This is a genomic window from Streptomyces sp. NBC_00377, from assembly GCF_036075115.1.
Taxonomy (GTDB): Bacteria; Actinomycetota; Actinomycetes; order Streptomycetales; family Streptomycetaceae; genus Streptomyces.
This window is the reverse complement of sequence record NZ_CP107958.1, coordinates 826,241-847,000: the sequence shown is the minus strand read 5'-3', so window position 1 is coordinate 847,000 and position 20,760 is coordinate 826,241. Positions and strand designations below refer to the sequence as shown.

At 71.4% G+C, this 20,760-nt stretch carries 17 protein-coding genes; 11 read left to right on the top strand and 6 right to left on the bottom strand.

Annotated elements, in window-relative coordinates; genetic code table 11:
- Positions 1–22: 22 nt before the first annotated feature.
- The 3 genes from OHS71_RS03905 to hypE all read left to right on the top strand — a co-directional run bounded on the left by OHS71_RS03905 (position 23) and on the right by hypE (position 2,599).
- On the top strand, positions 23–328 hold the full coding sequence (locus OHS71_RS03905) for a HypC/HybG/HupF family hydrogenase formation chaperone (protein ID WP_328476812.1): 306 nt from the start codon (positions 23–25) through the stop codon (positions 326–328).
- Positions 325–1,452: a hydrogenase formation protein HypD gene (gene hypD, locus OHS71_RS03900; RefSeq protein ID WP_328476810.1), complete on the top strand. Its 1,128-nt coding sequence runs from the start codon at positions 325–327 to the stop codon at positions 1,450–1,452. The genes OHS71_RS03905 and hypD overlap by 4 nt, the downstream gene beginning before the upstream one ends.
- Positions 1,453–1,552: 100 nt before the next feature.
- Entirely contained in the window at positions 1,553–2,599 is a 1,047-nt protein-coding gene (gene hypE, locus OHS71_RS03895) for a hydrogenase expression/formation protein HypE (RefSeq protein WP_443047152.1), read from the top strand.
- A gap of 39 nt (positions 2,600–2,638) precedes the next feature.
- Here hypE and OHS71_RS03890 read toward each other — a convergent pair whose 3' ends face one another.
- Positions 2,639–3,025 (bottom strand): hypothetical protein, encoded by a 387-nt coding sequence (locus tag OHS71_RS03890; protein WP_328476806.1) that lies wholly within the window; start codon positions 3,023–3,025, stop codon positions 2,639–2,641.
- Positions 3,026–3,500: 475 nt separating this feature from the next.
- On the opposite strand from OHS71_RS03890, the gene OHS71_RS03885 reads away from it, so the two are divergent.
- The 4 genes from OHS71_RS03885 to OHS71_RS03870 all read left to right on the top strand — a co-directional run bounded on the left by OHS71_RS03885 (position 3,501) and on the right by OHS71_RS03870 (position 9,801).
- On the top strand, positions 3,501–5,825 hold the full coding sequence (locus tag OHS71_RS03885; protein ID WP_328476804.1) for a glycosyl hydrolase family 95 catalytic domain-containing protein: 2,325 nt from the start codon (positions 3,501–3,503) through the stop codon (positions 5,823–5,825).
- 185 nt (positions 5,826–6,010) lie between these two features.
- Entirely contained in the window at positions 6,011–6,187 is a 177-nt protein-coding gene (locus tag OHS71_RS03880; protein WP_020126694.1) for a hypothetical protein, read from the top strand.
- Positions 6,188–6,287: 100 nt separating this feature from the next.
- Positions 6,288–7,928 (top strand): phosphoglucomutase (alpha-D-glucose-1,6-bisphosphate-dependent), encoded by a 1,641-nt coding sequence (pgm, locus tag OHS71_RS03875; RefSeq protein WP_328476802.1) that lies wholly within the window; start codon positions 6,288–6,290, stop codon positions 7,926–7,928.
- A gap of 418 nt (positions 7,929–8,346) precedes the next feature.
- Positions 8,347–9,801, top strand: a complete 1,455-nt coding sequence (locus OHS71_RS03870; protein ID WP_328476800.1) for a WGR domain-containing protein — start codon at positions 8,347–8,349, stop codon at positions 9,799–9,801.
- Positions 9,802–9,953: 152 nt separating this feature from the next.
- Here the strand turns inward: OHS71_RS03870 and OHS71_RS03865 are convergent, their stop codons facing one another.
- Entirely contained in the window at positions 9,954–10,769 is an 816-nt protein-coding gene (locus OHS71_RS03865) for an SAM-dependent methyltransferase (RefSeq protein ID WP_328476798.1), read from the bottom strand.
- A 242-nt stretch (positions 10,770–11,011) separates the two neighbouring features.
- Here OHS71_RS03865 and OHS71_RS03860 point away from each other — a divergent pair, with 242 nt between their 5' ends.
- The gene (locus tag OHS71_RS03860) at positions 11,012–11,545 is read left to right on the top strand and encodes a kinase (RefSeq protein ID WP_328484380.1); all 534 of its coding nucleotides are present in this window, start codon (positions 11,012–11,014) and stop codon (positions 11,543–11,545) included.
- A gap of 71 nt (positions 11,546–11,616) precedes the next feature.
- On the opposite strand, the gene OHS71_RS03855 is transcribed toward OHS71_RS03860, so the two are convergent.
- Both OHS71_RS03855 and OHS71_RS03850 read right to left on the bottom strand, forming a co-directional pair.
- Positions 11,617–12,876: a PP2C family protein-serine/threonine phosphatase gene (locus OHS71_RS03855; RefSeq protein ID WP_328476796.1), complete on the bottom strand. Its 1,260-nt coding sequence runs from the start codon at positions 12,874–12,876 to the stop codon at positions 11,617–11,619.
- Positions 12,877–13,424: 548 nt separating this feature from the next.
- Positions 13,425–13,754: an antibiotic biosynthesis monooxygenase family protein gene (locus OHS71_RS03850; protein WP_328476794.1), complete on the bottom strand. Its 330-nt coding sequence runs from the start codon at positions 13,752–13,754 to the stop codon at positions 13,425–13,427.
- A gap of 296 nt (positions 13,755–14,050) precedes the next feature.
- On the opposite strand from OHS71_RS03850, the gene OHS71_RS03845 reads away from it, so the two are divergent.
- Both OHS71_RS03845 and OHS71_RS03840 read left to right on the top strand, forming a co-directional pair.
- On the top strand, positions 14,051–15,325 hold the full coding sequence (locus OHS71_RS03845) for a ricin-type beta-trefoil lectin domain protein (protein ID WP_328476792.1): 1,275 nt from the start codon (positions 14,051–14,053) through the stop codon (positions 15,323–15,325).
- Positions 15,322–17,580, top strand: coding sequence for an RICIN domain-containing protein (locus OHS71_RS03840; RefSeq protein WP_328476790.1), 2,259 nt, complete (start codon positions 15,322–15,324; stop codon positions 17,578–17,580). Before OHS71_RS03845 ends, OHS71_RS03840 begins: the two co-directional genes overlap by 4 nt.
- Before the next feature lie 62 nt (positions 17,581–17,642).
- Here the strand turns inward: OHS71_RS03840 and OHS71_RS03835 are convergent, their stop codons facing one another.
- Complete coding sequence (locus tag OHS71_RS03835) at positions 17,643–18,488, bottom strand: oxidoreductase (RefSeq protein ID WP_328476787.1); 846 nt, start codon at positions 18,486–18,488, stop codon at positions 17,643–17,645.
- Positions 18,489–18,594: 106 nt separating this feature from the next.
- Between OHS71_RS03835 and OHS71_RS03830 the strand changes: the two genes are divergently transcribed.
- On the top strand, positions 18,595–19,536 hold the full coding sequence (locus OHS71_RS03830) for a LysR family transcriptional regulator (RefSeq protein ID WP_328476786.1): 942 nt from the start codon (positions 18,595–18,597) through the stop codon (positions 19,534–19,536).
- A 54-nt stretch (positions 19,537–19,590) separates the two neighbouring features.
- On the opposite strand, the gene OHS71_RS03825 is transcribed toward OHS71_RS03830, so the two are convergent.
- Positions 19,591–20,706 (bottom strand): sugar-binding protein, encoded by a 1,116-nt coding sequence (locus tag OHS71_RS03825; protein ID WP_328476785.1) that lies wholly within the window; start codon positions 20,704–20,706, stop codon positions 19,591–19,593.
- Positions 20,707–20,760 lie beyond the last annotated feature (54 nt).

Below are 20,760 nucleotides of genomic sequence, written 5' to 3'. Positions count from 1 at the left end.
GACCCACAGCGAGGAGAGGCTCATGTGCCTGGCGGTACCCGGCAGAGTGCTGGACATCGAGGACCGGGACGGCACCCGGATGGCCACCGTCGACTTCGGCGGCGTCGTGAAGGAGGTGTGCCTGGAGTACCTGCCCGACCTCGAGGTCGGCGAGTACGCCATCGTCCACGTCGGCTTCGCCCTGCAACGGCTGGACGAGGAGTCGGCGCGGCAGACGCTCGAACTCTTCGCTGAACTCGGCATGTTGCAGGAGGAGTTCGGCGACGCCTGGGAGATGGCGGCGCAAGAGGCGGGCACGGTCCCGGTGGAAGAGGTGCGCAACCAGTGAAGTACATCGACGAGTTCCAGGACCCGGAGCTGGCGCGCCGGCTCCTCGACGACATCCACGCCACGGTGACCAGGCCGTGGGCCCTGATGGAGGTGTGCGGAGGGCAGACGCACAGCATCATCCGGCACGGCCTGGACCAACTCCTGCCGGACAAGGTGGAGTTGATCCACGGGCCTGGCTGTCCGGTGTGTGTGACCCCGCTGGAGGTCATCGACAAGGCGCTGGAGATCGCCTCCCGGCCGGGCGTGATCTTCTGCTCCTTCGGCGACATGCTCCGCGTCCCCGGCACCGGACGGGACCTGTTCCAGGTCCGCGGCGAAGGCGGCGACGTACGGGTCGTCTACTCGCCGCTCGACGCGCTGCGGATCGCACAGCAGAACCCGGACCGCGAAGTGGTGTTCTTCGGCATCGGCTTCGAGACGACGGCGCCCCCCAACGCCATGACGGTCCATCAGGCCCGCAAGCTGGGCATCCCCAACTTCAGCATGCTGGTGTCGCACGTCCGCGTACCGCCCGCCATCGAGGCGATCATGTCGTCGCCGAGCTGCCGGGTACAGGGCTTCCTCGCGGCCGGGCACGTGTGCAGCGTGATGGGCGTGGAGGAGTACCCGGAACTGGCGGAACGCTTCCGGGTCCCGATCGTCGTGACCGGCTTCGAGCCCCTGGACATCCTCGAAGGGGTGCGCCGCGCCGTGCGTCAGCTGGAACGCGGTGAGCACACCGTGGACAACGCCTACGCCCGTGCCGTCCGCCCGGAGGGCAACCCGGCCGCCCGCGCCATGCTGGAGGACGTCTTCGAGGTCACCGACCGGGCCTGGCGCGGCATCGGCGTGATCCCGGACAGCGGCTGGCGGCTGTCGCCGAAGTACCGTGACCACGACGCCGAGCACCGCTTCTCGGTCGGCGGGATCCGGACGGAGGAACCCGCTCAGTGCCGCAGCGGAGAGGTCCTTCAGGGGCTGCTCAAACCGCACGAGTGCGAGGCATTCGGGACGCTGTGCACTCCGCGCACCCCCCTGGGAGCCACCATGGTCTCCAGTGAGGGCGCCTGCGCCGCCTACTACCTCTACCGGCGTCTGGACCTGCCGGCCGGCAAGGCCCGGGAGGCGAGCCCCGTTGTCTGACACCACCGGCCTCCCGACCACCGGCCTTCCCACCTCCGGTCGCCCCGGCACCGGTCGCCCCGGCACCGGTGCCCCCGGCGCCGATGTCCCCGTCCCCGCCCTGGACCTCGAAGGATGGACGTGCCCTGCGCCGGTGCGTGACCGGCCGCGGGTCGTCATGGGGCACGGCGGCGGCGGGGTCCTCTCCGCCGAACTCGTCCAGCAGATCTTCGCGCCCGCCTTCGGCGGGGAGGTGCTCGCCCAGTTGGGGGACGCCGCCGTCGTCCCCCTGGGCGGGACCCGGCTGGCGTTCTCCACCGACTCCTACGTGGTGCGGCCGCTGTTCTTCCCCGGCGGCAGCATCGGCGACCTCGCGGTCAACGGCACCGTCAACGACCTCGCCATGAGCGGCGCCCGGGCCGCCTACCTCTCCTGCGGTTTCATCCTCGAGGAAGGCGTCGAACTGGACGTCGTGAGGCGGGTGTCCGAGGCGCTGGGCAGGGCCGCGCGCACCGCCGGTGTGGAGGTGGCCACCGGCGACACCAAGGTGGTGGAGGCCGGACACGGCGACGGGATCTACGTCAACACCGCGGGGATCGGGCTCGTCCCCCCGGGCGTCGACCTGCGGCCCCAACGGGTCGTCCCCGGCGACGTCGTGATCGTCAGCGGCGCCATCGGGCTCCACGGGGTGGCGGTCATGAGCGTGCGCGAGGGCCTGGAGTTCGGCGTGGAGATCACGAGCGACTGCGCGCCACTCGGCGGCCTCGTCGACGCCATGCTCGCCGTGACCCCGGATCTGCACGCGCTGCGCGATCCCACCCGGGGCGGACTGGCGGCGGCGCTCAACGAGATCGCCGCGGCCTCGGGGACGGGGGTGGTCGTCCGGGAACGCGACGTCCCGGTCCCGCCCGCCGTGGCCAATGCCTGCGCCATCCTCGGTCTGGACCCCATGTACATCGCCAACGAGGGCAAGTTGGTGGCGTTCGTCCCGCGCGAGCACGCCGACGCCGTCCTCGACGCGATGCGCGCCCACCCCCTGGGCGCGGACGCCGTGATCATCGGTGAGGCCGTCGAGGCGCATCCCGGAATGGTCGTGGCGAGGACGGGCCTGGGCGGAACCCGGGTGGTCGATCTGCCGATCGGGGAACAGCTGCCCCGGATCTGCTGAAGCGGGCGCATCCGGCGGTGGCCCTGCCGTGCCGCGCTGTCAGGCCCCGGGTTGCTGGTCCTGGGGCTCCTGCGGGTCGACGCCGGTCACCGCGGAGGCGTCCTTGGTGCCGCTGGGGCGCTGGGAGCGGCCTCTGCGTCCGGTGTCCTGACGGCCCTTCTCGTCCGCGTCGCCGTAGTCCTCGCCCCGTCGGCTCCGGCTCTTGACCGTGTCGCCCGGAACGGACTTCGACTCCTCGGCGGACCTGGTGCGGCCCCGGCCCTTGTCGTCGGCGTGTTCAGCCGTGCGGAAGGAGCGGGGGGCGCTCGGGTTGTCCTGCTGGCGGGTCTCGTCCACGTCGGGTGACCAGCCGTGCTGCCCGGCGCCCTCGTGACGGCTCGGGCCCTTGCCGTGCGGGGGCTCGGACGAACGTGGTTTCTTCGACATGGTCCGACCTGCCTGTTCGTGATCAGTTGAGGAGTCGGTCACGCGTCGCCGCGTGTCCCAATTATCTCCTTTTGTCGCGTTTCGGGCATCTGGTGACTTCCTGAACCCCTCGGGATTGTTGTCGGCCTTGTCGGCGACCCCTGCGGTGCGGGACGCGCTGTCCGCTCGGTGGCGCCGTCGCCCGAGGAGGCCGGGCGGCCGTGACGCCGACGCCCCCGCCCGGGCGCCGGCGTCACGGCCGCCCGGAGCCGGAGAGGCCGCCCGGCGCCGGAGAGGCGGGCCGGCCGCGGGTCGATCGCGGCTGTCTGCATACATCGGTCCACTTTCCGCTTCTGTAAGAGGAGCGTGGACAGGGGTCTGCCGCGACCTGGTCATTCAGCTTCCCTCTGATTTGCATACGTCGGAGGTCTTCCCTTGCTGCTCACGTGGCTTGCACTATGCCAGGAGTTCACAAGCAGAGACGGGAGGCGTCTACGTGACCGTGTCAACAGGGAACGGGTTCTCGCGAAGAGGTGTGATCGGCACGGCCGCCGCGGTCGCCGCCGGGAGCTGGTCGGCCGGCTCCGGCACCGCCTGGGCAGCGCCCCGGCCGCCCGCAGAGGCGGCGGACGTGTATGAACGGATGGCCCGGGCCGCCGCCTTACGGTGGCGCCGGATGCCGGGCGACTGGAAGGACGGGCCGTTCCTCGGTAACGGTCTGCTCGGGGTGCAGGTCTACCGGGGTGCGACGGCCAACTCCGTGAAAGTGATGGTCAGCCACGGTCAGGTGCAGGACCAGCGGCCCCAATGGCGCGCGCCGTACGGATTCTCCCGCTTGCCCGTGGGTCATTTCGACCTCACGCTCGCCGGTGAGGTCACCGGTGTCGACTGGACGCTGGATCTCTGGGACGCCGAGCTGCGCGGTGCCGTCACCACCACCCGGGGCAGTGTCCGCTTCTCGATGGTGGTGCACAACGCCCGTAGCGCGCTGCTGATCTCCACCCGGCCCAGCGCCGGTGAGGAGACCGCGACCTGGTCGTTCACATGGCTGTCCGCTATCTCTCCACGTGAAAAGGACAAACCGGCGGACTACACGGGCAACCCCGATCCCCGCACCGGATCCGCCGGAGCCGCCCACTACGTCGAACAGCCGCTGATCGCGGGCGGCGGGTGGACCACCGCCTGGCGCGAGCGGCGGGTCGGCAGCGGCAGGCTGCTGGCCGCGCACCTCGTGTACCGCTACCCCGGGGGCCTGTCGCGCACCACGGAGCTGGCCGTCGCCGAAGTGGCGCGCACCCTGTCCGCGGACCCGGACGAGCTGGTGCGCGGCCACCGCGGCTGGTGGCACCGCTTCTACCGGCGCAGCCTGTTGTCCGTACCGGACAAACGCATCCAGGACTTCTACTGGATCCAGCTCTACAAGGCCGCCTGCGCCACCCGGGCGGGCGGGCCCTCGATGTCCGAGTGGGGGCCGTGGTACCCGGAGACCGGCGGCAGCTGGAGCGCGGTCTGGTGGAACCTCAACGTGCAGATCGCCACCTGGCTGATCCAGGGGTCGGGGCACCTGGAACTCGACTCCGTCACGTCCACCTTCAAGAACTTCGAGAAGAACCTGCCGCTCTCCGTCCCGCCCGAGTACCAGGACGGCGACACCTACGCGCTGGCCCACCCCTCGGACTGGATGCTGCGCCCCGGCGCCAAGACCGTCGGTGTCCCCGGCACCTCCACCAAGACCGACAACAACGGCAACCTCGTCTGGGCCATGCACAACGTCTGGCTCAGCTACCGCCACACCATGGACGTGTCGATCGTGCGTGACGTCCTCTACCCGATCCTCGTCAAGGCGGTGAACTTCTACGACCACTTCCTGTACGAGGGCGGCGACGGAAGGCTGCACCTGCCGCTCACCCGGTCGCCCGAGTGGGCGGACGCCACCGACTGCACCTACGACCTCTCCCTGGTCCGCTGGGGCTGCGCCACCCTCCTCGACTGTCTGCGCATTCTCCGCACGGACCATCCACGCGCCCGACGCTGGCGCGAAATCCTCCAGCGCCTGGTGGACTACCCGCGTGACGCGACCGGCGTCAACATCGGCGCCGGCAAACCCCTCACCGAGTCCCACCGGCACTTCTCGCACCTGCTGTGGCTGTTCCCGCTGCACGAACTGGACTGGGACCGGCCCTCCGACCGGGACACCATGCGGACGACCTTCGACCACTGGATCAAGGACCGCAGCCTGTGGGCCGGTTACAGCTACGCCGCCGCGTCCTCGATGGCCTCCCTCATGGAACGGCCGGAGGAGGCCCTGGACTTCCTGACCTTCTTCACCGACGGCAACCTCATCAAGAACGCGTGGATGACCGCGAACACCATGTACGTGGAGGGCGGCAACCTGGCCGTCGAGAGCCCGCTGACGGCGGCCCGGTCGGTACTCGACATGGCCGTGCAGAGCCACGGCGGCGTCGTACGGGTCTTTCCCTCCGTGTCACGGCGATGGCCCGACCTCTCGGTCCAGGGCCTGCGCACCCAGGGCGCTTTCCTCGTCGACGCGGACCGTTCGCAGGGCCGGACCCGATGGGTGCGCGTCCACAGCGAGGCCGGCGCTCCGCTCGTCCTGGAGCACGGCATCGACGGCGCCGTCGACGTCAGGGACCCGCGCGGGCGGCGGCTGCGCCACCGCGAGACAGGAGCACAGCGCGTCGAGATCCCGCTCGGCCGGGGCGAGACGGCCGTCGTCCTCCCGCGCGGCACCCACCCGGACCTGGATCCGCGTGATGTGCCGGCCGTCGGAGAAGCGAAGCCGTGGGGTCTGCCGGACTGAGCCGGCGCCCGCCGGCGCAGGCCGACCGGTGCCGCTCCCGTGCCCCGGGGCGGCCCGGCCGGCCACGCAGACCTTGTCGAGACCGCGTTCGATTCAGGGAGCAGGGGTGCCGGTGTTCACCGCCCGGTCGGGGGCATGTGCAGAACAAGACACCGAACGAGCCACACCCCGAAGGGACGGACCCCTTGCTCGCCATCATCTCGGCAGTGCTGTTCTTCATCGCCTTCCTGATCAACGCGGCGGAGATATCCACCAACGACACCTTCACCTCCACCAACCTCATGCTCCTCGGCCTGACCGTGCTCGCCCTGCACGTCGCCGGCATCGGCAGCGGCTGGTCGGTACGCGGCCGCCGGCGCTGAGCGCTTCGGGCGGAATCCGACCCGTACTCGCGGACGACCGCCACCACAAGGGAAGATGGATGGCGCAAGCCATGATCGACCGATGTGGAGGAGCGGGCACATGCAGCACGAGCGAGCGGGCAGGAAGGCCGGCCCCGAGGACCTCGTCGACGTCGCCCGGCTGGTCACGGCGTACTACGCGCTGCACCCCGACCCGGCCGACCCGGTGCAGCGCGTGGCGTTCGGCACCTCGGGGCACCGTGGGTCCTCGCTGAACACGGCGTTCAACGAGGACCACATCGCCGCGACCAGCCAGGCCATCTGCGAGTACCGGGCGGCCCAGGGCACCGACGGCCCCCTCTTCCTCGGGGCCGACAGCCACGCCCTGTCCGAGCCCGCCAAGGTCACCGCCCTGGAGGTGTTCGCGGCCAACGGAGTCACGGTGCTCGTCGACAGCGAAGACGGCTACACACCGACGCCCGCCGTCTCCCACGCGATCCTCACCCACAACCGCGGCCGCACCGCCGCCGTCGCCGACGGTGTGGTCGTCACCCCCTCGCACAACCCGCCCGCCGACGGAGGCTTCAAGTACAACCCGCCGAGCGGCGGCCCCGCCGGCTCCGACGCCACCTCCTGGATCCAGAACCGGGCCAACGAGATCATCGCGTCCGGCCTGAAGGACGTACGGCGGATTCCCTGGACGCAGGCCCTCGCCGCTCCGACGACCGCCCGCTACGACTTCCTCGGCACGTACGTCGCCGACCTCCCGAGCGTTCTGGACCTGGACGCGATCCGCACCGCCGGTATCCGCATCGGCGCCGACCCGCTCGGCGGGGCGTCCGTCGCCTACTGGGGGCGCATCGCCGAACAGCACCGGCTCGACCTGACCGTCGTGAACCCGCTGACCGACCCCACCTGGCGTTTCATGACACTCGACTGGGACGGCAAGATCCGCATGGACTGCTCGTCGCCGTACGCGATGGCCTCGCTCATCGAGCAGCGGGACCGCTTCGGGATCGCCACCGGCAACGACGCCGACGCCGACCGGCACGGCATCGTCACGCCCGACGCCGGCCTGATGAACCCCAACCACTACCTGGCCGCCGCCATCGCCTACCTCTACGCGCACCGCGAGCAGTGGCCCGCTGCCGCGGGCGTGGGCAAGACCCTGGTGTCCTCCTCGATGATCGACCGGGTCGCCGCCGATCTCGGACGCCGGCTGGTCGAGGTGCCCGTCGGATTCAAGTGGTTCGTGGACGGACTGGTCGACGGCACGCTCGGCTTCGGCGGGGAGGAGTCGGCCGGCGCGTCCTTCCTGCGCCGTGACGGCTCCGTCTGGACCACGGACAAGGACGGCATCATCCTCGCGCTGCTGGCCTCCGAGATCACGGCGGTCACCGGGAAGACCCCCTCCGAGCACTACGCCGCCCTGACGGACCGTTTCGGCGCCCCCGCCTACGCCCGCATCGACGCCCCGGCCACCCGGGAGGAGAAGGCACTCCTCGGCAGGCTCTCGCCCGCGCAGGTCACCGCCGACACCCTCGCCGGGGAACCGGTCACCGGCGTACTCACCGAGGCCCCGGGCAACGGCGCGTCCATCGGGGGCATCAAGGTGACCACCGACAACGCCTGGTTCGCGGCCCGCCCCTCGGGCACCGAGGACGTCTACAAGATCTACGCCGAGTCCTTCCACGGCCCCGACCACCTGCGCCGGGTCCAGGAGGAGGCCAGGGACGTCGTCGACGCCGCACTGGGCGGCTGAGCCCCCCGGGCACGGGGGCGCTCGCCCGGCCGCCGGCAGGGCCGCAACACGGCGGCGCCCCCACCACGGGAGCACACCTCAAGAATCGGTCTCGATCCTGGACTCCGCTTGGGCGGCGGAAGCGCGGCCGCAATCATGGCGCTCCGCGGGCGGCAGGGGCCCGGGGGCCGTGCCGGCGCCCCGCCGGGGAGGGCCGGGGACCTCAGGGTGGGCCGGGTGAGCCGGCGTCCCCGGGGCGGGCGCGAACCAGGCCCGGCGCACCGCCCCCGGGTGAGGCCACCGGCCCGGCGTGACGGGGACGGCTGACGGCGGCCCGTGTGCGAGGGCGTCGGGGCGTGATTGTCAGTGCCTGCGCCTACGGTTCTGGGAGTGGGACCTGCTGGAACAGCCGCGGGTCCACCCTGGGGAGGGGTTTGTCATGGCTACCGGGTCCAGCACCGTGTCGACGACGTATCTGGAGCTCTCGCAGGACAGCGGCGGCGCGCACAAGTTCTACGAAGTGGCCGTGGACGGCGTGGTGGTGACGGTGCGCTACGGGCGGATCGGTGCCTCCGGGCAGGTGCAGACCACGACCTTCCCCACCGCCGAGAAGGCCCGGGCCGCGGCGGCGCGGAAAGTCGGCGAGAAGGTGCGCAAGGGGTACGCCCCCGCCGTCGCCGGACAGCGTCCCCCACGCGCGGTGACCCGCCGTCAGGTGACCTCGGCGCCGTCGACCGCGCGCGCCGTGGCACCGGTGCTGTGGCGTTTCCGCACCGGTTCCTCGGCGTTCGGCATCCATGTGGACGACGACCGCTGCTGGGTCGGCAACCAGTCGGGCGACGTCTACACCCTGGACCACGACGGTGGGGTCCTGGCCCGCTTCAGTCTCCCGGACGGCGTGAAGTGCCTGGTGGCCGACGACTTCTGGATCTACGCGGGGTGCGACGACGGCAAGGTCTACGACCTCTCCTCGAAGCTGCCGTTCGCGGCGTACGACATCACGGCGGACGTCGACATCTTCTGGCTGGACATCCACGAGGGCCTGCTGAACGTCTCGGACCGCGACGGCCGGCTCACCGTCATCGACCACGAGGACGAGCACCAGTGGGCGCGGCGCAGCCAGGGCGAACACGCCTGGATGGTCCGCGCGGACGACCGGGCCGTCTACCACGGTCACCACCGGGGAGTCACCGCCTACGCGCCCGACGGCGGCGGTGAACTCTGGCACACGCCCACCCGCGGTGGCGTCCTGTTCGGCTGGCAGGAGGAGGACGCCGTGTACGCGGGGACCGCCCACAAGGTGGTGCAGCGTCTGTCGAAGGCGACCGGCGCGGTCGAGGCCACCTACGGCTGCGACAGCGCGGTGTACTCGTGCGCCACCTCGCCCAGCGGGCGGTTCGTGTTCGCCGGTGACGCGTCGTCGTCGGTCTACTGCTTCGACCGGGACGGCACGCGCCTGTGGAAGCTGGGCACGGGCGGCGGTTCGGCGCTGTCCATGCAGTACCGCGACGAACGGCTGTACCTGGTGACCACGGACGGCTCGCTGGTGTGCGTGGACGCGAGCGAGACGGCCATCGCCGCGGCCCAGCAGGGCACGGTGCCGGTGGCCAGGGACGTCAAGCTCGCCGAGGCCCTGCCGACCTACGCGCCCGCCACGGCGGCGGCGACGGTGGCCACCGTGACCCGGGCTCCCTCCGGAGCGGTCGTCGTCGAGTGCGTCCAAGAGGCCGGCCGCATCCGGGTGCACGTGGTGTCCGACGGCTACGACTCGTCCCTGAACGTCCAGTTCCCGCGCGAGATACGCGAACCCGGGGCGCGCTACGTCGTGGACTCCCTGCACACGGCGGCCGGCGGTTTCTACCGGGTCCGCGGTGACATCCGGCGTCTGGTGTGACCGGGACGCGCGGTGCCTGCCCCGGAGCCCGGCGAGCAGGGGAGCCGAACGGCTCCGCCGCACCGGCCTGGTGGCCGGTGCGGCGGGACGGACCTCAGCGCTCGACGTCCGGTTGTCCGGCCGTCCGGCGGGAACGGCGGCCTCGGCGCGTGTCAGGGCTTACGGGCGAGGCCCCCGTGCTCGCCGATGACGTCCGGGGCGGGGGAGGTGACCTCCGGGCGCCAGAGGGGGACCGAGACGACTCCGGGCTCCAGCAGCTCCAGTCCCTCGAAGTACCCCGTGATCTCGTCGACGGAGCGCAGGTTGTAAGGGACGGCGCCGCTTTCGTTGTAGGCGTCCTGGGCCTCCTCGAAGACCGGATCGATCCCCCGTGAACCGTCGTTGACGGAGAGGTAGCTGCCGGACGGCAGTGCCGCCATCAGCGTCGTGACGATGGAACGGGCCCGGTCGTAGTCGGCGACATGGCCCAGGATGTTGCTGAGGATGAGCGCGGTGGGGCGGGAGAAGTCCAACGTCTCGGCGGCGGCCGCCAGAATGCGCTCCGGCTCCAGCACATTGGCGTCGACGTAGGAGGTCGCGCCCTCCGCGGTGGAGTACAGCAGCGCGCGGGCGTGGGCCAGGACCATCGGGTCGTTGTCGACGTACACGATCCGGGTCTCGGGCGCGATCCGCTGGGCGACCTCGTGGGTGTTCTCGGCGGTCGGCAGGCCGGTACCGACATCCAGGAACTGGCGTATGCCCGCCTCGGAGACCAGATACGTGATGTTGCGGCGCAGGAACGCACGACTGCTCCGTGCGATGGTGACGATGCCGGGGAACACGGCGGTGTAGGCGTCACCGGCCTGCTCGTCGACGGGGTAGTTGTCCTTACCCCCCAGCCAGTAGTTCCAGATACGGGCCGAGTGAGGCACCGATGTGTCGATCTTCTGATGGGCCGCTGGTCCGGGCGAGGTCACATGGTCGGTCATGAGGGGCGTCCGTCTTTCAGCCGAGGCGTGAGCAGTTCGAGCCACAACCTACGTCCCAACGACCCTGTTACGTACACCCGTTCACATTTTCGATGGATTCGAACAACCCGCGCACGGAAGGATCCGGTGCCCGAGGCCCCGTCAGACGCGGTCTGCCCGAGTCGTCCTGGGGCCGGCGCGCGTCCGGGCCGTCGGCCTCGGTACCGGTACCCGCGCCGGTGCCGGTAGCGTTGACCGCCGTGATGGTGGGCACCCGGGAGACCCGGCTGATCGTGCTGCGGGGCAACAGCGCCTCGGGGAAGTCGGCGGTGGCGGCAGGCCTTCGCGACAGCTTCGGCCGGGGCCTGGCCATAGTCGGGCAGGACAACCTCCGCCGGGTCGTGCTGCGCGAGCACGACCGCCCCGGCGGAGCGAACATCGGGCTGATCGAGGCCGTCGCCCGCTACGCCCTGGACGCCGGGTACCACGTCGTCCTGGAAGGCATCCTGTACGCCGACCGGTACGGGGCCATGCTCGAGCGGCTGCGCGCGGACCACCGCGGCCCGACCCACGGCTACTACCTCCATGTGCCGCTCGCCGAGACCCTCGTACGCCATGCCACCAAGCCGATCGCCCACGAGGTCGCCGAGGCGGACCTGCGTGCCTGGTACCGGGACCTCGATCTGCTGCCGGGTGGCGCCGAGACCGTCATCGGCGCCGACAGCACACTCACGCGGACCGTCGGGCGCATCATGCGCGACACGGGCCTCGACAGCCTTCCCGCCCGCGAACACTGAGTGACGCGGCGCGGAACCGCAGGAACCGAAACCCCCCGCACGGAGGCCGAAGACGCGTCGGTCCCGGCGGATCAGCGGCGGGCCGGGGTCAGTTCGGCCAGCAGCAGGGTGCGGTCGTCGGCCCCGGCCGCGCCGGAGGGGGTGTGCAGGAGTCGGCGGCACAGCGCAGGCAGTGCGCCCGCCCCGGCGCCGTCCATGGGCTCGGCGGCCGTCACCGCGTCCACGGTCCGCGCGAGGCGGGTGATCTCCTGGTCGATGTCGGCGTCGCGGGACTCGACCAGACCGTCGCTGTAGAGCACCAGCAGGGCCGGATCCGGCACGCTCAGCACGGTCTCCTCGTAGCTGCCGGCACCCAGCCCGAGCGGCAGACCCGTCCCGGCCAGCCTGACCGGGGCGGTGCGGCCGTCCGGTCCGCGCAGCAGCGGGGGCGGGTGGCCGGCCCCCACCAGGGTGCAGGTGCCCCGCCGGGCATCCCACTCGGCGTATATGCAGGTCGCGAACGACACGCCGGGGGAGTCCCCGGCGAGCGTGTCGAGCCGTCCTATGAGGTCGGCCGCGGGGATGTCGAGGCCCGCCAGGGTACGCACGGCGGTGCGCAGCTGGATCATCGCGACGGCGGACTCCGGGCCGTGCCCCATGGCGTCCCCGACGATCAGGCCGGCCCGGTCGCCAGGCCGTCTCAGCACGTCGGACCAGTCACCGCCGACGAGGTTGCCCCGCCCGGCGGGCAGCCAGCCGTGCGCGGTGCGGCAGCCCCCGAACTCCTGGCCCGTTCCCGGCGGCAGACTGTTGCGGATGGCCAGCGAGGTCCGCCGCTCACGCTCGTACCGGCGCCCGTTGTCCAGCGCTACGGCGGCCCGCGCGGCCAGTGCCTCCACGGCGGCCACGTCGGCCGCGCCGAACGGCGCACGGCCCGGCCCCCGTGTGCAGGTGACGAAGCCGATCGGCACGTCCCGCAGCCGCAGGGGCACGACGAGGAAGGACGCCACACGCAGCAGGTCGCTGACGCGCGCCTCACCGTCTCCGGCGGCGACGAGCCGCTCGGACGTGTGCGGGTCCACGGCGTCGAGCACCTGCGCCTGCCCGGCGGCGAGCGCACGGGCGTACGGCGTCTCCCGGGGGAAGGCGATCACCTCGCCGACCGGCAGCCCGCCCTCCCAGTCCTCCAGCGCGCCCGGTCCGACGCGCAGCGCCATCCTGCGCGCCTCGATCCCGGGCGCGTCCGCGCCGGCGCGCCCGTTCTCCTCCACGCGCCACCGCTCCAGCAGGTACACGGCGGCCGCGTCACAGAACTCGGGGGTCAGCGCGTGCACGACGTGGCTGCCGGTCATCCGCAGATCGAGTTCCGACCCGATGACGTCCGCCGCGGGGGAGAACACCGACCGGCGGGGCGAGGCCAGGGCGGGGGACGCGTCGTGGGTGCGGCTGCGCGGTTCGTTCCGCAGGGTCGTGCCTTTCCGGTGGGGTCGGCCGCGCGGCGGGGGACAGGGGATGCCGCGAGCCGCCGCAACTATATGATGGCGCGTCAAGTTCGCGGGTGCGAAACCCAGTTGTCGCCGCACGACCCTGGGGACCTCGCGGCCTGCGGACCGCGGACCTCGAGACCTCCGGGGCCGCGGGACCTCGGGATCCCCGGACGTGAGGCCTCCGGTCCCCGGGGCTCCCGGGCCTTCCGGACTTTCGGATCTCAGGACGTCGATCTCGGCCGGCCGATCGTGTGAGCAGCCGCGGACAGGGCCCGCCGGTACGGCCGCGGCGAGGCGTGCACGCCGCAGGTGGCCGAGCGCGGAGCCGGTGAGGGCAGGAACCGGGGGATCCGCGCACGGGTCCCCCGCCGGCGTCCTCGCCGCCTCGGCGCTCGGCGTGGGGCAGGTGCCGCCTACTCGGCCTTCGGCACCGCCTGCTGCACCACCTCGAAGGACCAGAGGGCGGATCCCGACGCCGCGGGCTTGGGCCGCTCGCCCTCCGTCGCGCCGGCGCCCTGGTGCGCGGACTTCATCGGACCGTCCCTCCACGCCTGGAACGACTCCTCGTCACGCCACCGCGTGTAGACGAGGTAGGTGTCGGTGCCCTCGACGGGCCGAAGGAGCTCGAACCACTCGAATCCGTCGGAGTTCTCGACGGCATGGGCTCGTGCGGCGAACCGCTTCTCGAGGGTCTCCCGCTGCTCCGCCGGGACGGTCAGTACGTTGATCTTGACTACGCTCATGCTTCCATCCTGCCCCTCGGGACCCGCGGGCGCCGGACCGCCCCCGGCGGTCCGCGCCGTCACCCCCGTCGGCGCGGGCCACGGCTCGGGAACGCTCCGCGTCACCACGTATCCGGTCCATACCAAACTCTTGACAGGGTCATTACTCACTTCTTAAATCACGTAGTGAACTAAGCCCCCGTCAGGGCTGGTTCGCCCCCCACCCAATCGGCGCGGTCATGGGCGATACGCCTTCCCGCGCCCCGGACTGTCATGAGCATGCCTTGATGGTCCGTCTTCATCAGGAAGGGAGAGTCATGGCCTCTCCACGCCTGCCTCGGCGCCTGCTCCTGCCGCTGGCCTCGATCCTGGCCTTCGCGTCACTGTCCACCGGGCCGGCGCAGGGCGCGTCCGCGCTCGCCGCGGACCCCCCGGCACGCGCCGCCGCAACGTCCGCGGCGGCCGCCGTCGCGTTCTCCGACGAGTTCGACGGTCCCGCCGGTTCGGCCGTTAACGGCGCCCGATGGCAGACCGAGACCGGTGACAACGTCAGCAACCACGAGCGGCAGTACTACACGGCGGGCAACCGCAACGCCGCTCTGGACGGCCAGGGCCATCTGGTGATCACGGCCCGCCGGGAGAACCCGGGCAACTACCAGTGCTGGTACGGACGGTGCGAGTACACCTCGGCCCGGCTGAACACGGCGGGCCGCTTCACCACGACGTACGGCCGGGTCGAAGCGCGGATGAAGGTCCCGCGCGGTCAGGGCATGTGGCCCGCGTTCTGGATGCTGGGCAACGACATCGGCCAGGTGGGCTGGCCCGCCTCGGGCGAGATCGACGTCATGGAGAACGTGGGCTTCGAGCCGGCCACGGTCCACGGTACCCTGCACGGCCCCGGATACTCGGGCTCCGCGGGCATCGGCGCCGGGTACACCCTGCCCGGCGGTCAGGCGTTCGCCGACGCGTTCCACACCTTCGCGGTCGACTGGAGCCCGAACACGATCACCTGGTCCGTCGACGGCACCGTCTACCAGCGGCGCACGCCCGCCGACCTCGGCGGCCGACAGTGGGTCTTCGACAAGCCCTTCTTCCTCATCCTCAATCTCGCGGTCGGCGGCTACTGGCCCGGGGACCCCGACGGCAGCACGGCCTTCCCCCAGCAGCTCCTGGTCGACTACGTGCGCGTCAGCACCGCCCAGCCGGGCGGCAGCGGCCCCGTCACCGGCGTCGGCGGCAAGTGCGTGGACGTGGCAGGAGCCGACACGGCCAACGGCACGGCCGTGCAGTTGTACGACTGCAACGGCACCGGCGCCCAGCAGTGGACCGTGGGCGGTGACGGCACGATCCGCGCCCTCGGCAAGTGCCTGGACGTGGACTCGGGAGGCACGGCCGACGGAACGCGGACTCAGCTGTGGGACTGCAACGGTTCCGCCGCCCAGCAGTGGACGGTCACCGCTGCCCGGGACATCGTCAACCCGCAGGCGGGAAAGTGCCTGGACGCCACCGGCAACAGCTCCGCCGACGGCACCAGGCTGCAGATCTGGACCTGCACCGGAGCCGCCAACCAGAAGTGGACGGTGACCCGATGACCACGAGGTTCGCACACCGACGCGCGGTACGCGGCGTTCTGGGCACGGCGGCCGTCGCCGCCCTGCTCACCGGACTGAGCGGAACACCGGCGAACGGTGCCGCGGCGGCCACCGGACCCGTCCCGCCGGTGACCGGAGTCCAGGCGTCCCGGGCCGCCCCCCAGGCCGCCGCCCTCCCCACCGGCTGGTCCACGGTGGTGAACTCCGGCAGCGGCAAGTGCCTGGACGCCCGGGCGGCCGCGACCGCGAACGGCACCGTCGTCCAGCAGTACGCCTGCAACAACAGCACCGCCCAGCAGTGGAGTTTCACCGCGACCGGCGACGGGTTCGTACGCATCGGCAACCGCAACAACGCCCAGCAGGTCGTGGACGTCAGCGACGTGTCCACGGCCGACAACGCGGCCGTGCACCTGTGGACGTACGGCGGCGGCGCCAACCAGCAGTGGCAGGCGGTGGACGAGGGCGGCGGCGCGTACCGGTTCGTCAACCGCAACAGCGGCAAGTGCCTCGACGTCCCCTCCGCCTCGACCGCGGACAGCGTCCAGCTGGTGCAGTACACCTGCAACGGCACCGTCGCCCAGCGCTTCCAGGTCGCACCCGTCGGCACCACGCCGGGAGACGTCGACCTCGGCCCCAACGTCGTCGTCTTCGACCCCTCGATGCCCTCGTCCACGATCCAGAGCCGACTGAACTCGATCTTCCAGCAGCAGGAGACCAACCAGTTCGGCTCCCAGCGCTACGCGGTCCTGTTCAAGCCCGGTACGTACAGCAACGACGTCAACGTCGGCTTCTACACCCAGGTCCTGGGCCTCGGGCTGTCGCCCGACTCGGTCACCGTCAACGGCGCCGTGCACGTGGAGGCCGACTGGTTCCCGCCGCAGAACGCCACCCAGAACTTCTGGCGCGGCGCCGAGAACCTCTCGGTCAACCCCACGGGCGGGACGGACCGGTGGGCGGTGTCCCAGGCGTCCGGATACCGGCGTATGCATGTGCGTGGCAACCTGGAGCTGAGTGACGGCGGTTGGTCCAGCGGCGGGTTCATGGCCGACAGCAGGATCGACGGCCAGGTGCGGTCCGGCACCCAGCAGCAGTGGCTGACCCGCAACTCACAGCTCGGCAGCTGGACCGGCTCCAACTGGAACATGGTCTTCGTCGGCAGCCACGGGGTGCCCGGGAACAGCTTCCCCAACCCGCCCTACACGACGGTCGACCAGACGCCCACCGTGCGGGAGAAGCCCTTCCTGTACGTGGACGGCGCCGGCGCCTACAAGGTGTTCGTGCCGTCCGTGCGCACGAACTCATCCGCCACCACCTGGGCGAACGGAACCGCCGCCGGCAGTTCCCTGGGCATCGACCAGTTCTTCGTCGTCACACCGGGCGCGACCGCCGCACAGATCAACGCCGCCCTCGCCGCGGGCAAGAACCTGCTGGTCACGCCCGGCGTGTATCACCTCGACCAGACCCTGCGTGTGACGCGCCCCGACACCGTGGTGCTCGGACTCGGCCTCGCCACGTTCGTCCCGGACAACGGCGTCACCGCCATGACGGTCGCCGACGTCGACGGGGTGAAGGTGGCAGGCGTGCTCTTCGACGCCGGTACCGCCAACTCGCAGACCCTCGTGGAGATCGGCCCGGCCGGGGCCGCCGCGGACCACGCCGCGAACCCCACCTCCCTGCACGACGTGTACTTCCGGGTCGGCGGGGCCGCCGTGGGCAGGGCCACCACCAGCCTCGTCGTGAACAGCGACGACGTCATCGGCGACCACATGTGGATCTGGCGGGCGGACCACGGCACCGGTGTCGGCTGGAACACCAACACGGCGGACACCGGACTCGTCGTCAACGGCGACGACGTCACCATGTACGGCCTGTTCGTCGAGCACTACCAGAAGCACCAGACCCTGTGGAACGGCAACGGCGGCCGGACGTACTTCTACCAGAACGAGATGCCCTACGACCCCCCGAACCAGGCCGCCTGGATGAACGGGCCCACCCAGGGCTACGCCGCCTACAAGGTCGCGAACTCGGTGACCAGCCACCAGGCCTACGGACTGGGCAGCTACTGCTACTTCAACGTCGCCCCGGGCGTCACCGCCGAACACGCCTTCGAGGCCCCGGCCGGCCCGAACGTGCGGTTCCGGAACATGGTGACGGTCTCGCTCGGTGGCACCGGGACCATCCGGCACGTCATCAACGACCGGGGCGGGCCGTCGGACTCCGCCACCAACGTGGCGAACCTGGTGAACTACCCGTGAGGTGAACGGCTTTCGAGCCGGGCGCGCGGCAGGGGCACCGGCCCCTGCCGCGCGCCCGGTCCTCACTCGGCGTCGAAGTCCGTCCCCCGGGAGACCTTCTCCCAGGCGACGAGCTCGTCGCGCACGGAGTCCAGGTGTCCGGTCAGGAAGTCGACGGCGTCGCCGCCGAGGGCGAGCCGGAGCGGGGTCCTCTCGGCTTCGAGGGCCAGCAGGATCGCCGCGGCGGCCTTGGCCGGATCGCCGGGCTGGCTGCCGTCACCGCCCTGCACCAGCCGCCGGGTCGCCCCGACCTTCTCCGCGTACGCCGGGTTCTCCTCGGAGAAGTACGCCGCACCCTTGCCGAACAGGTTGGTGCGGAACGCGCCCGGCTCCACGATCAGCACCTTGACGCCGAAGGGAGACACCTCGTCGGCCAGGCCCTCCGACAGCTGCTCCAGAGCCGCCTTGGTCGCGCTGTAGGCGGAGAACCCGGCGAAGGACAACTGGCCGCCGAAGCTGCTGATGTTGACGATCGATCCGCTGCCCCGCTCCCTCATGTGAGGCAGCAGCGCCCGGGTCAGCCGCGCGGGGCCGAACACATGCAGCTCGAACAGGTCGCGCAGCTCCCGGTCGGTGGTCTCCTCGAAGGCCCCGACCTGGGTGCGGCCCGCGTTGTTCACCAGCACGTCCACCCGGCCGTAGCGGGCCAGGACGTCCGCGGCCACGGCGTCGATCCGCTCGCCGTCGGTGACGTCGAGGGCGATCGCCTCCACCCGGTCCGGGTGGGCGGCCACCAGGTCGTCCAGCGCCCCGGTCCGCCGGGCCGCGCCGATCACCGTGTCGCCGGCGGCGACCGCGGCCTCCGCGACGGCCCGCCCGAAGCCGCTGCTCGCGCCGGTGACCAGCCATACCTTGGCGTTCTCGCGCATCCTCGTCTCCCTCGTCTACTGCCGTCCGGGTCCTCCCCGTCGACAGGTCCCATCCTTCGCCCGGCACCGGGACGGCGTCCAAGACCCGCTGTGATAGCCATGGGGCATGGACATCCACGGGCGTGATCTGCGCTACTTCACCGCGGTCGCCGAGGAGTTGAGCTTCACCCGGGCCGCCGAGCGGCTGTTCGTCTCCCAGCCCGCGCTGAGCAAGCAGATACGGATGCTGGAGAAGCAACTGGACGTGGTCCTGTTCGAACGCGACCGGCGGACCGTGCGGTTGACCGCGGTGGGCGAGGCCCTGTTGCCCCGGGCCCGCGAGGTGCTGGCCGCCTGGGAGACCGCGGAGGCGGCGGTGCGGGAGGCCAGGGCCGCCGAGCGGAGCACGCTGGTGATCGGTATGTCCACCAGCCCGGGCCGGGGGCTGCTGCCCGCCCTGCGGACCCGCCTCGTCTCGCGGCACCCGGACGCGCAACCCGTCCTGCGCCAGGTCAACTGGGCCGACCCCAGTGCCGGGTTGGCGGACGGATCCAGCGACGTCGCCTTCGTCTGGCTGCCGCTGCCGGACGAGAAGCGCTACCGCTACGAGGTGGTGGCCCGCGAGCCCCGGCTGGTCGCGCTGCCGGACGGGCACCCCCTGGCGGCACGGGCCGCGTCCGACCCCGAGGGAATGGTGGACTTCGCCGACCTGCTGGACGAGCCGTTTCTCGCCCTCCCGGCGGAGGCCGGCCCGCTGCGGGACCACTGGCTCGCGCTCGATGCCCGCGAAGGCCGCCCGCCGCGGATCGGCGCGGTGGTGGCCGGCGCGGAGGAGACCCACGAGGCGGTCGCCGGCGGCCAGGGGGTCGTGCTGCTGGCCGCCGGCAACGCGCCGCTGGTCGTCCGGGACGAGGTCGTCGCCCTCCCTGTCCGGGGGCTCTCCCCCTCCCGGCTGGCGGTGGCGGCCGCCCGGGAGGACGCACGGCCCCTGGTGCTCGCCTACCTCGCAGCCGCCCGCGAGGTCGGAGCCACGATGTGCGCCCCCGCTCATCCGGGGCCCGCCACGTGACCGTCCGCGCCCGCCCCGGAGAGTTTTCGGGGCGGGCGCGGACGGCGGCTCGTGTTACTTGGTCAGCGGTGCCAGCTTGGGGTCGTTGGCGTATGCCTCGGCCGCGTTCTTCTTCGTCACGATGACGGGCGGAAGGAGGTAGGACGGGACGACCTTGACGCCGTTGTCGTACGACTTGGTGTCGTTGACGGTCGGCTTGCCGCCCTTCTGGAGGGCCGTGACCATCTTGACGGTCTCCGTGACGAGCTTGCGGGTGTCCTTGTTGATGGTCGAGTACTGCCCACCGGCCATGATCGACTTGACCGACTCGACCTCGGAGTCCTGGCCCGTCACGACCGGGACCGGCTTGCCGGCCCCCTTGACCGAGGTGAGGATCGCCCGGGCGAGGGTGTCGTTGGGGGACAGGACACCGTCGAGCGTCTTGCCGCTGCCGTAGGCCGACGTCAGCAGGGAGTCCATGCGCTGCTGGGCGTTCTCCGCCTTCCAGCCCTGCACGGCGGTCTGCTTGATGTCGGTCTGACCGGAGCCGACAACGATGTCGCCCTTGTCGACCAAGGGCTTCAGCACGCTCATCGCGCCGTCGAAGAAGACCTTGGAGTTGTTGTCGTCCGGCGATCCGGAGAACAACTCGATCGTCCAGGGACCCTTCGGCTTCTTCGCCTTCATGCCGTCGATCAGGGCCTGGCCCTGGAGCTGACCGACCTTGTAGTTGTCGAAGGCGATGTAGTAGTCGACGTCCGGGGTGTTGGTGATGAGCCGGTCGTAGGCGATGACGGTGGCCCCCTCCTCCTTGGCCTGCTTCACCTGGGTGGCGAGCTGGGAGGCGTCGGTCGCGCCGATGACGATGACCTTCGCGCCCTTGGTGACCATGGAGGAGATCTGCGCCTGCTGGTCGGCGACGGTGGTCGAGGCGCCCGCGTACTGGACGTCTGCCTTGAAGCCCGCGTTCTTGAGACCGTCGGTGAACAGGTCGCCGGCGAGCACCCAGTTCTCCGAGGTCTTGGACGGCAGGGCGACGCCGATCAGGGAGTTCTCTGCGAAGCCCTTGGCGCCGGCGCCGGCGCCGTCGGTGTCGGCGGCGCCCTCGCGTTCGTTGGAGCAGGCCGTGCCCAGAGTGAGCAGGGCGGCGGCGCCGACGGCGGCGATGCTTCTGATGACGAGTGTGCGCATGGTGGAGTGTGCCCTTCGTGCGGTGCTGGTTGCCGGAGTGTGATGTGCCGCCGA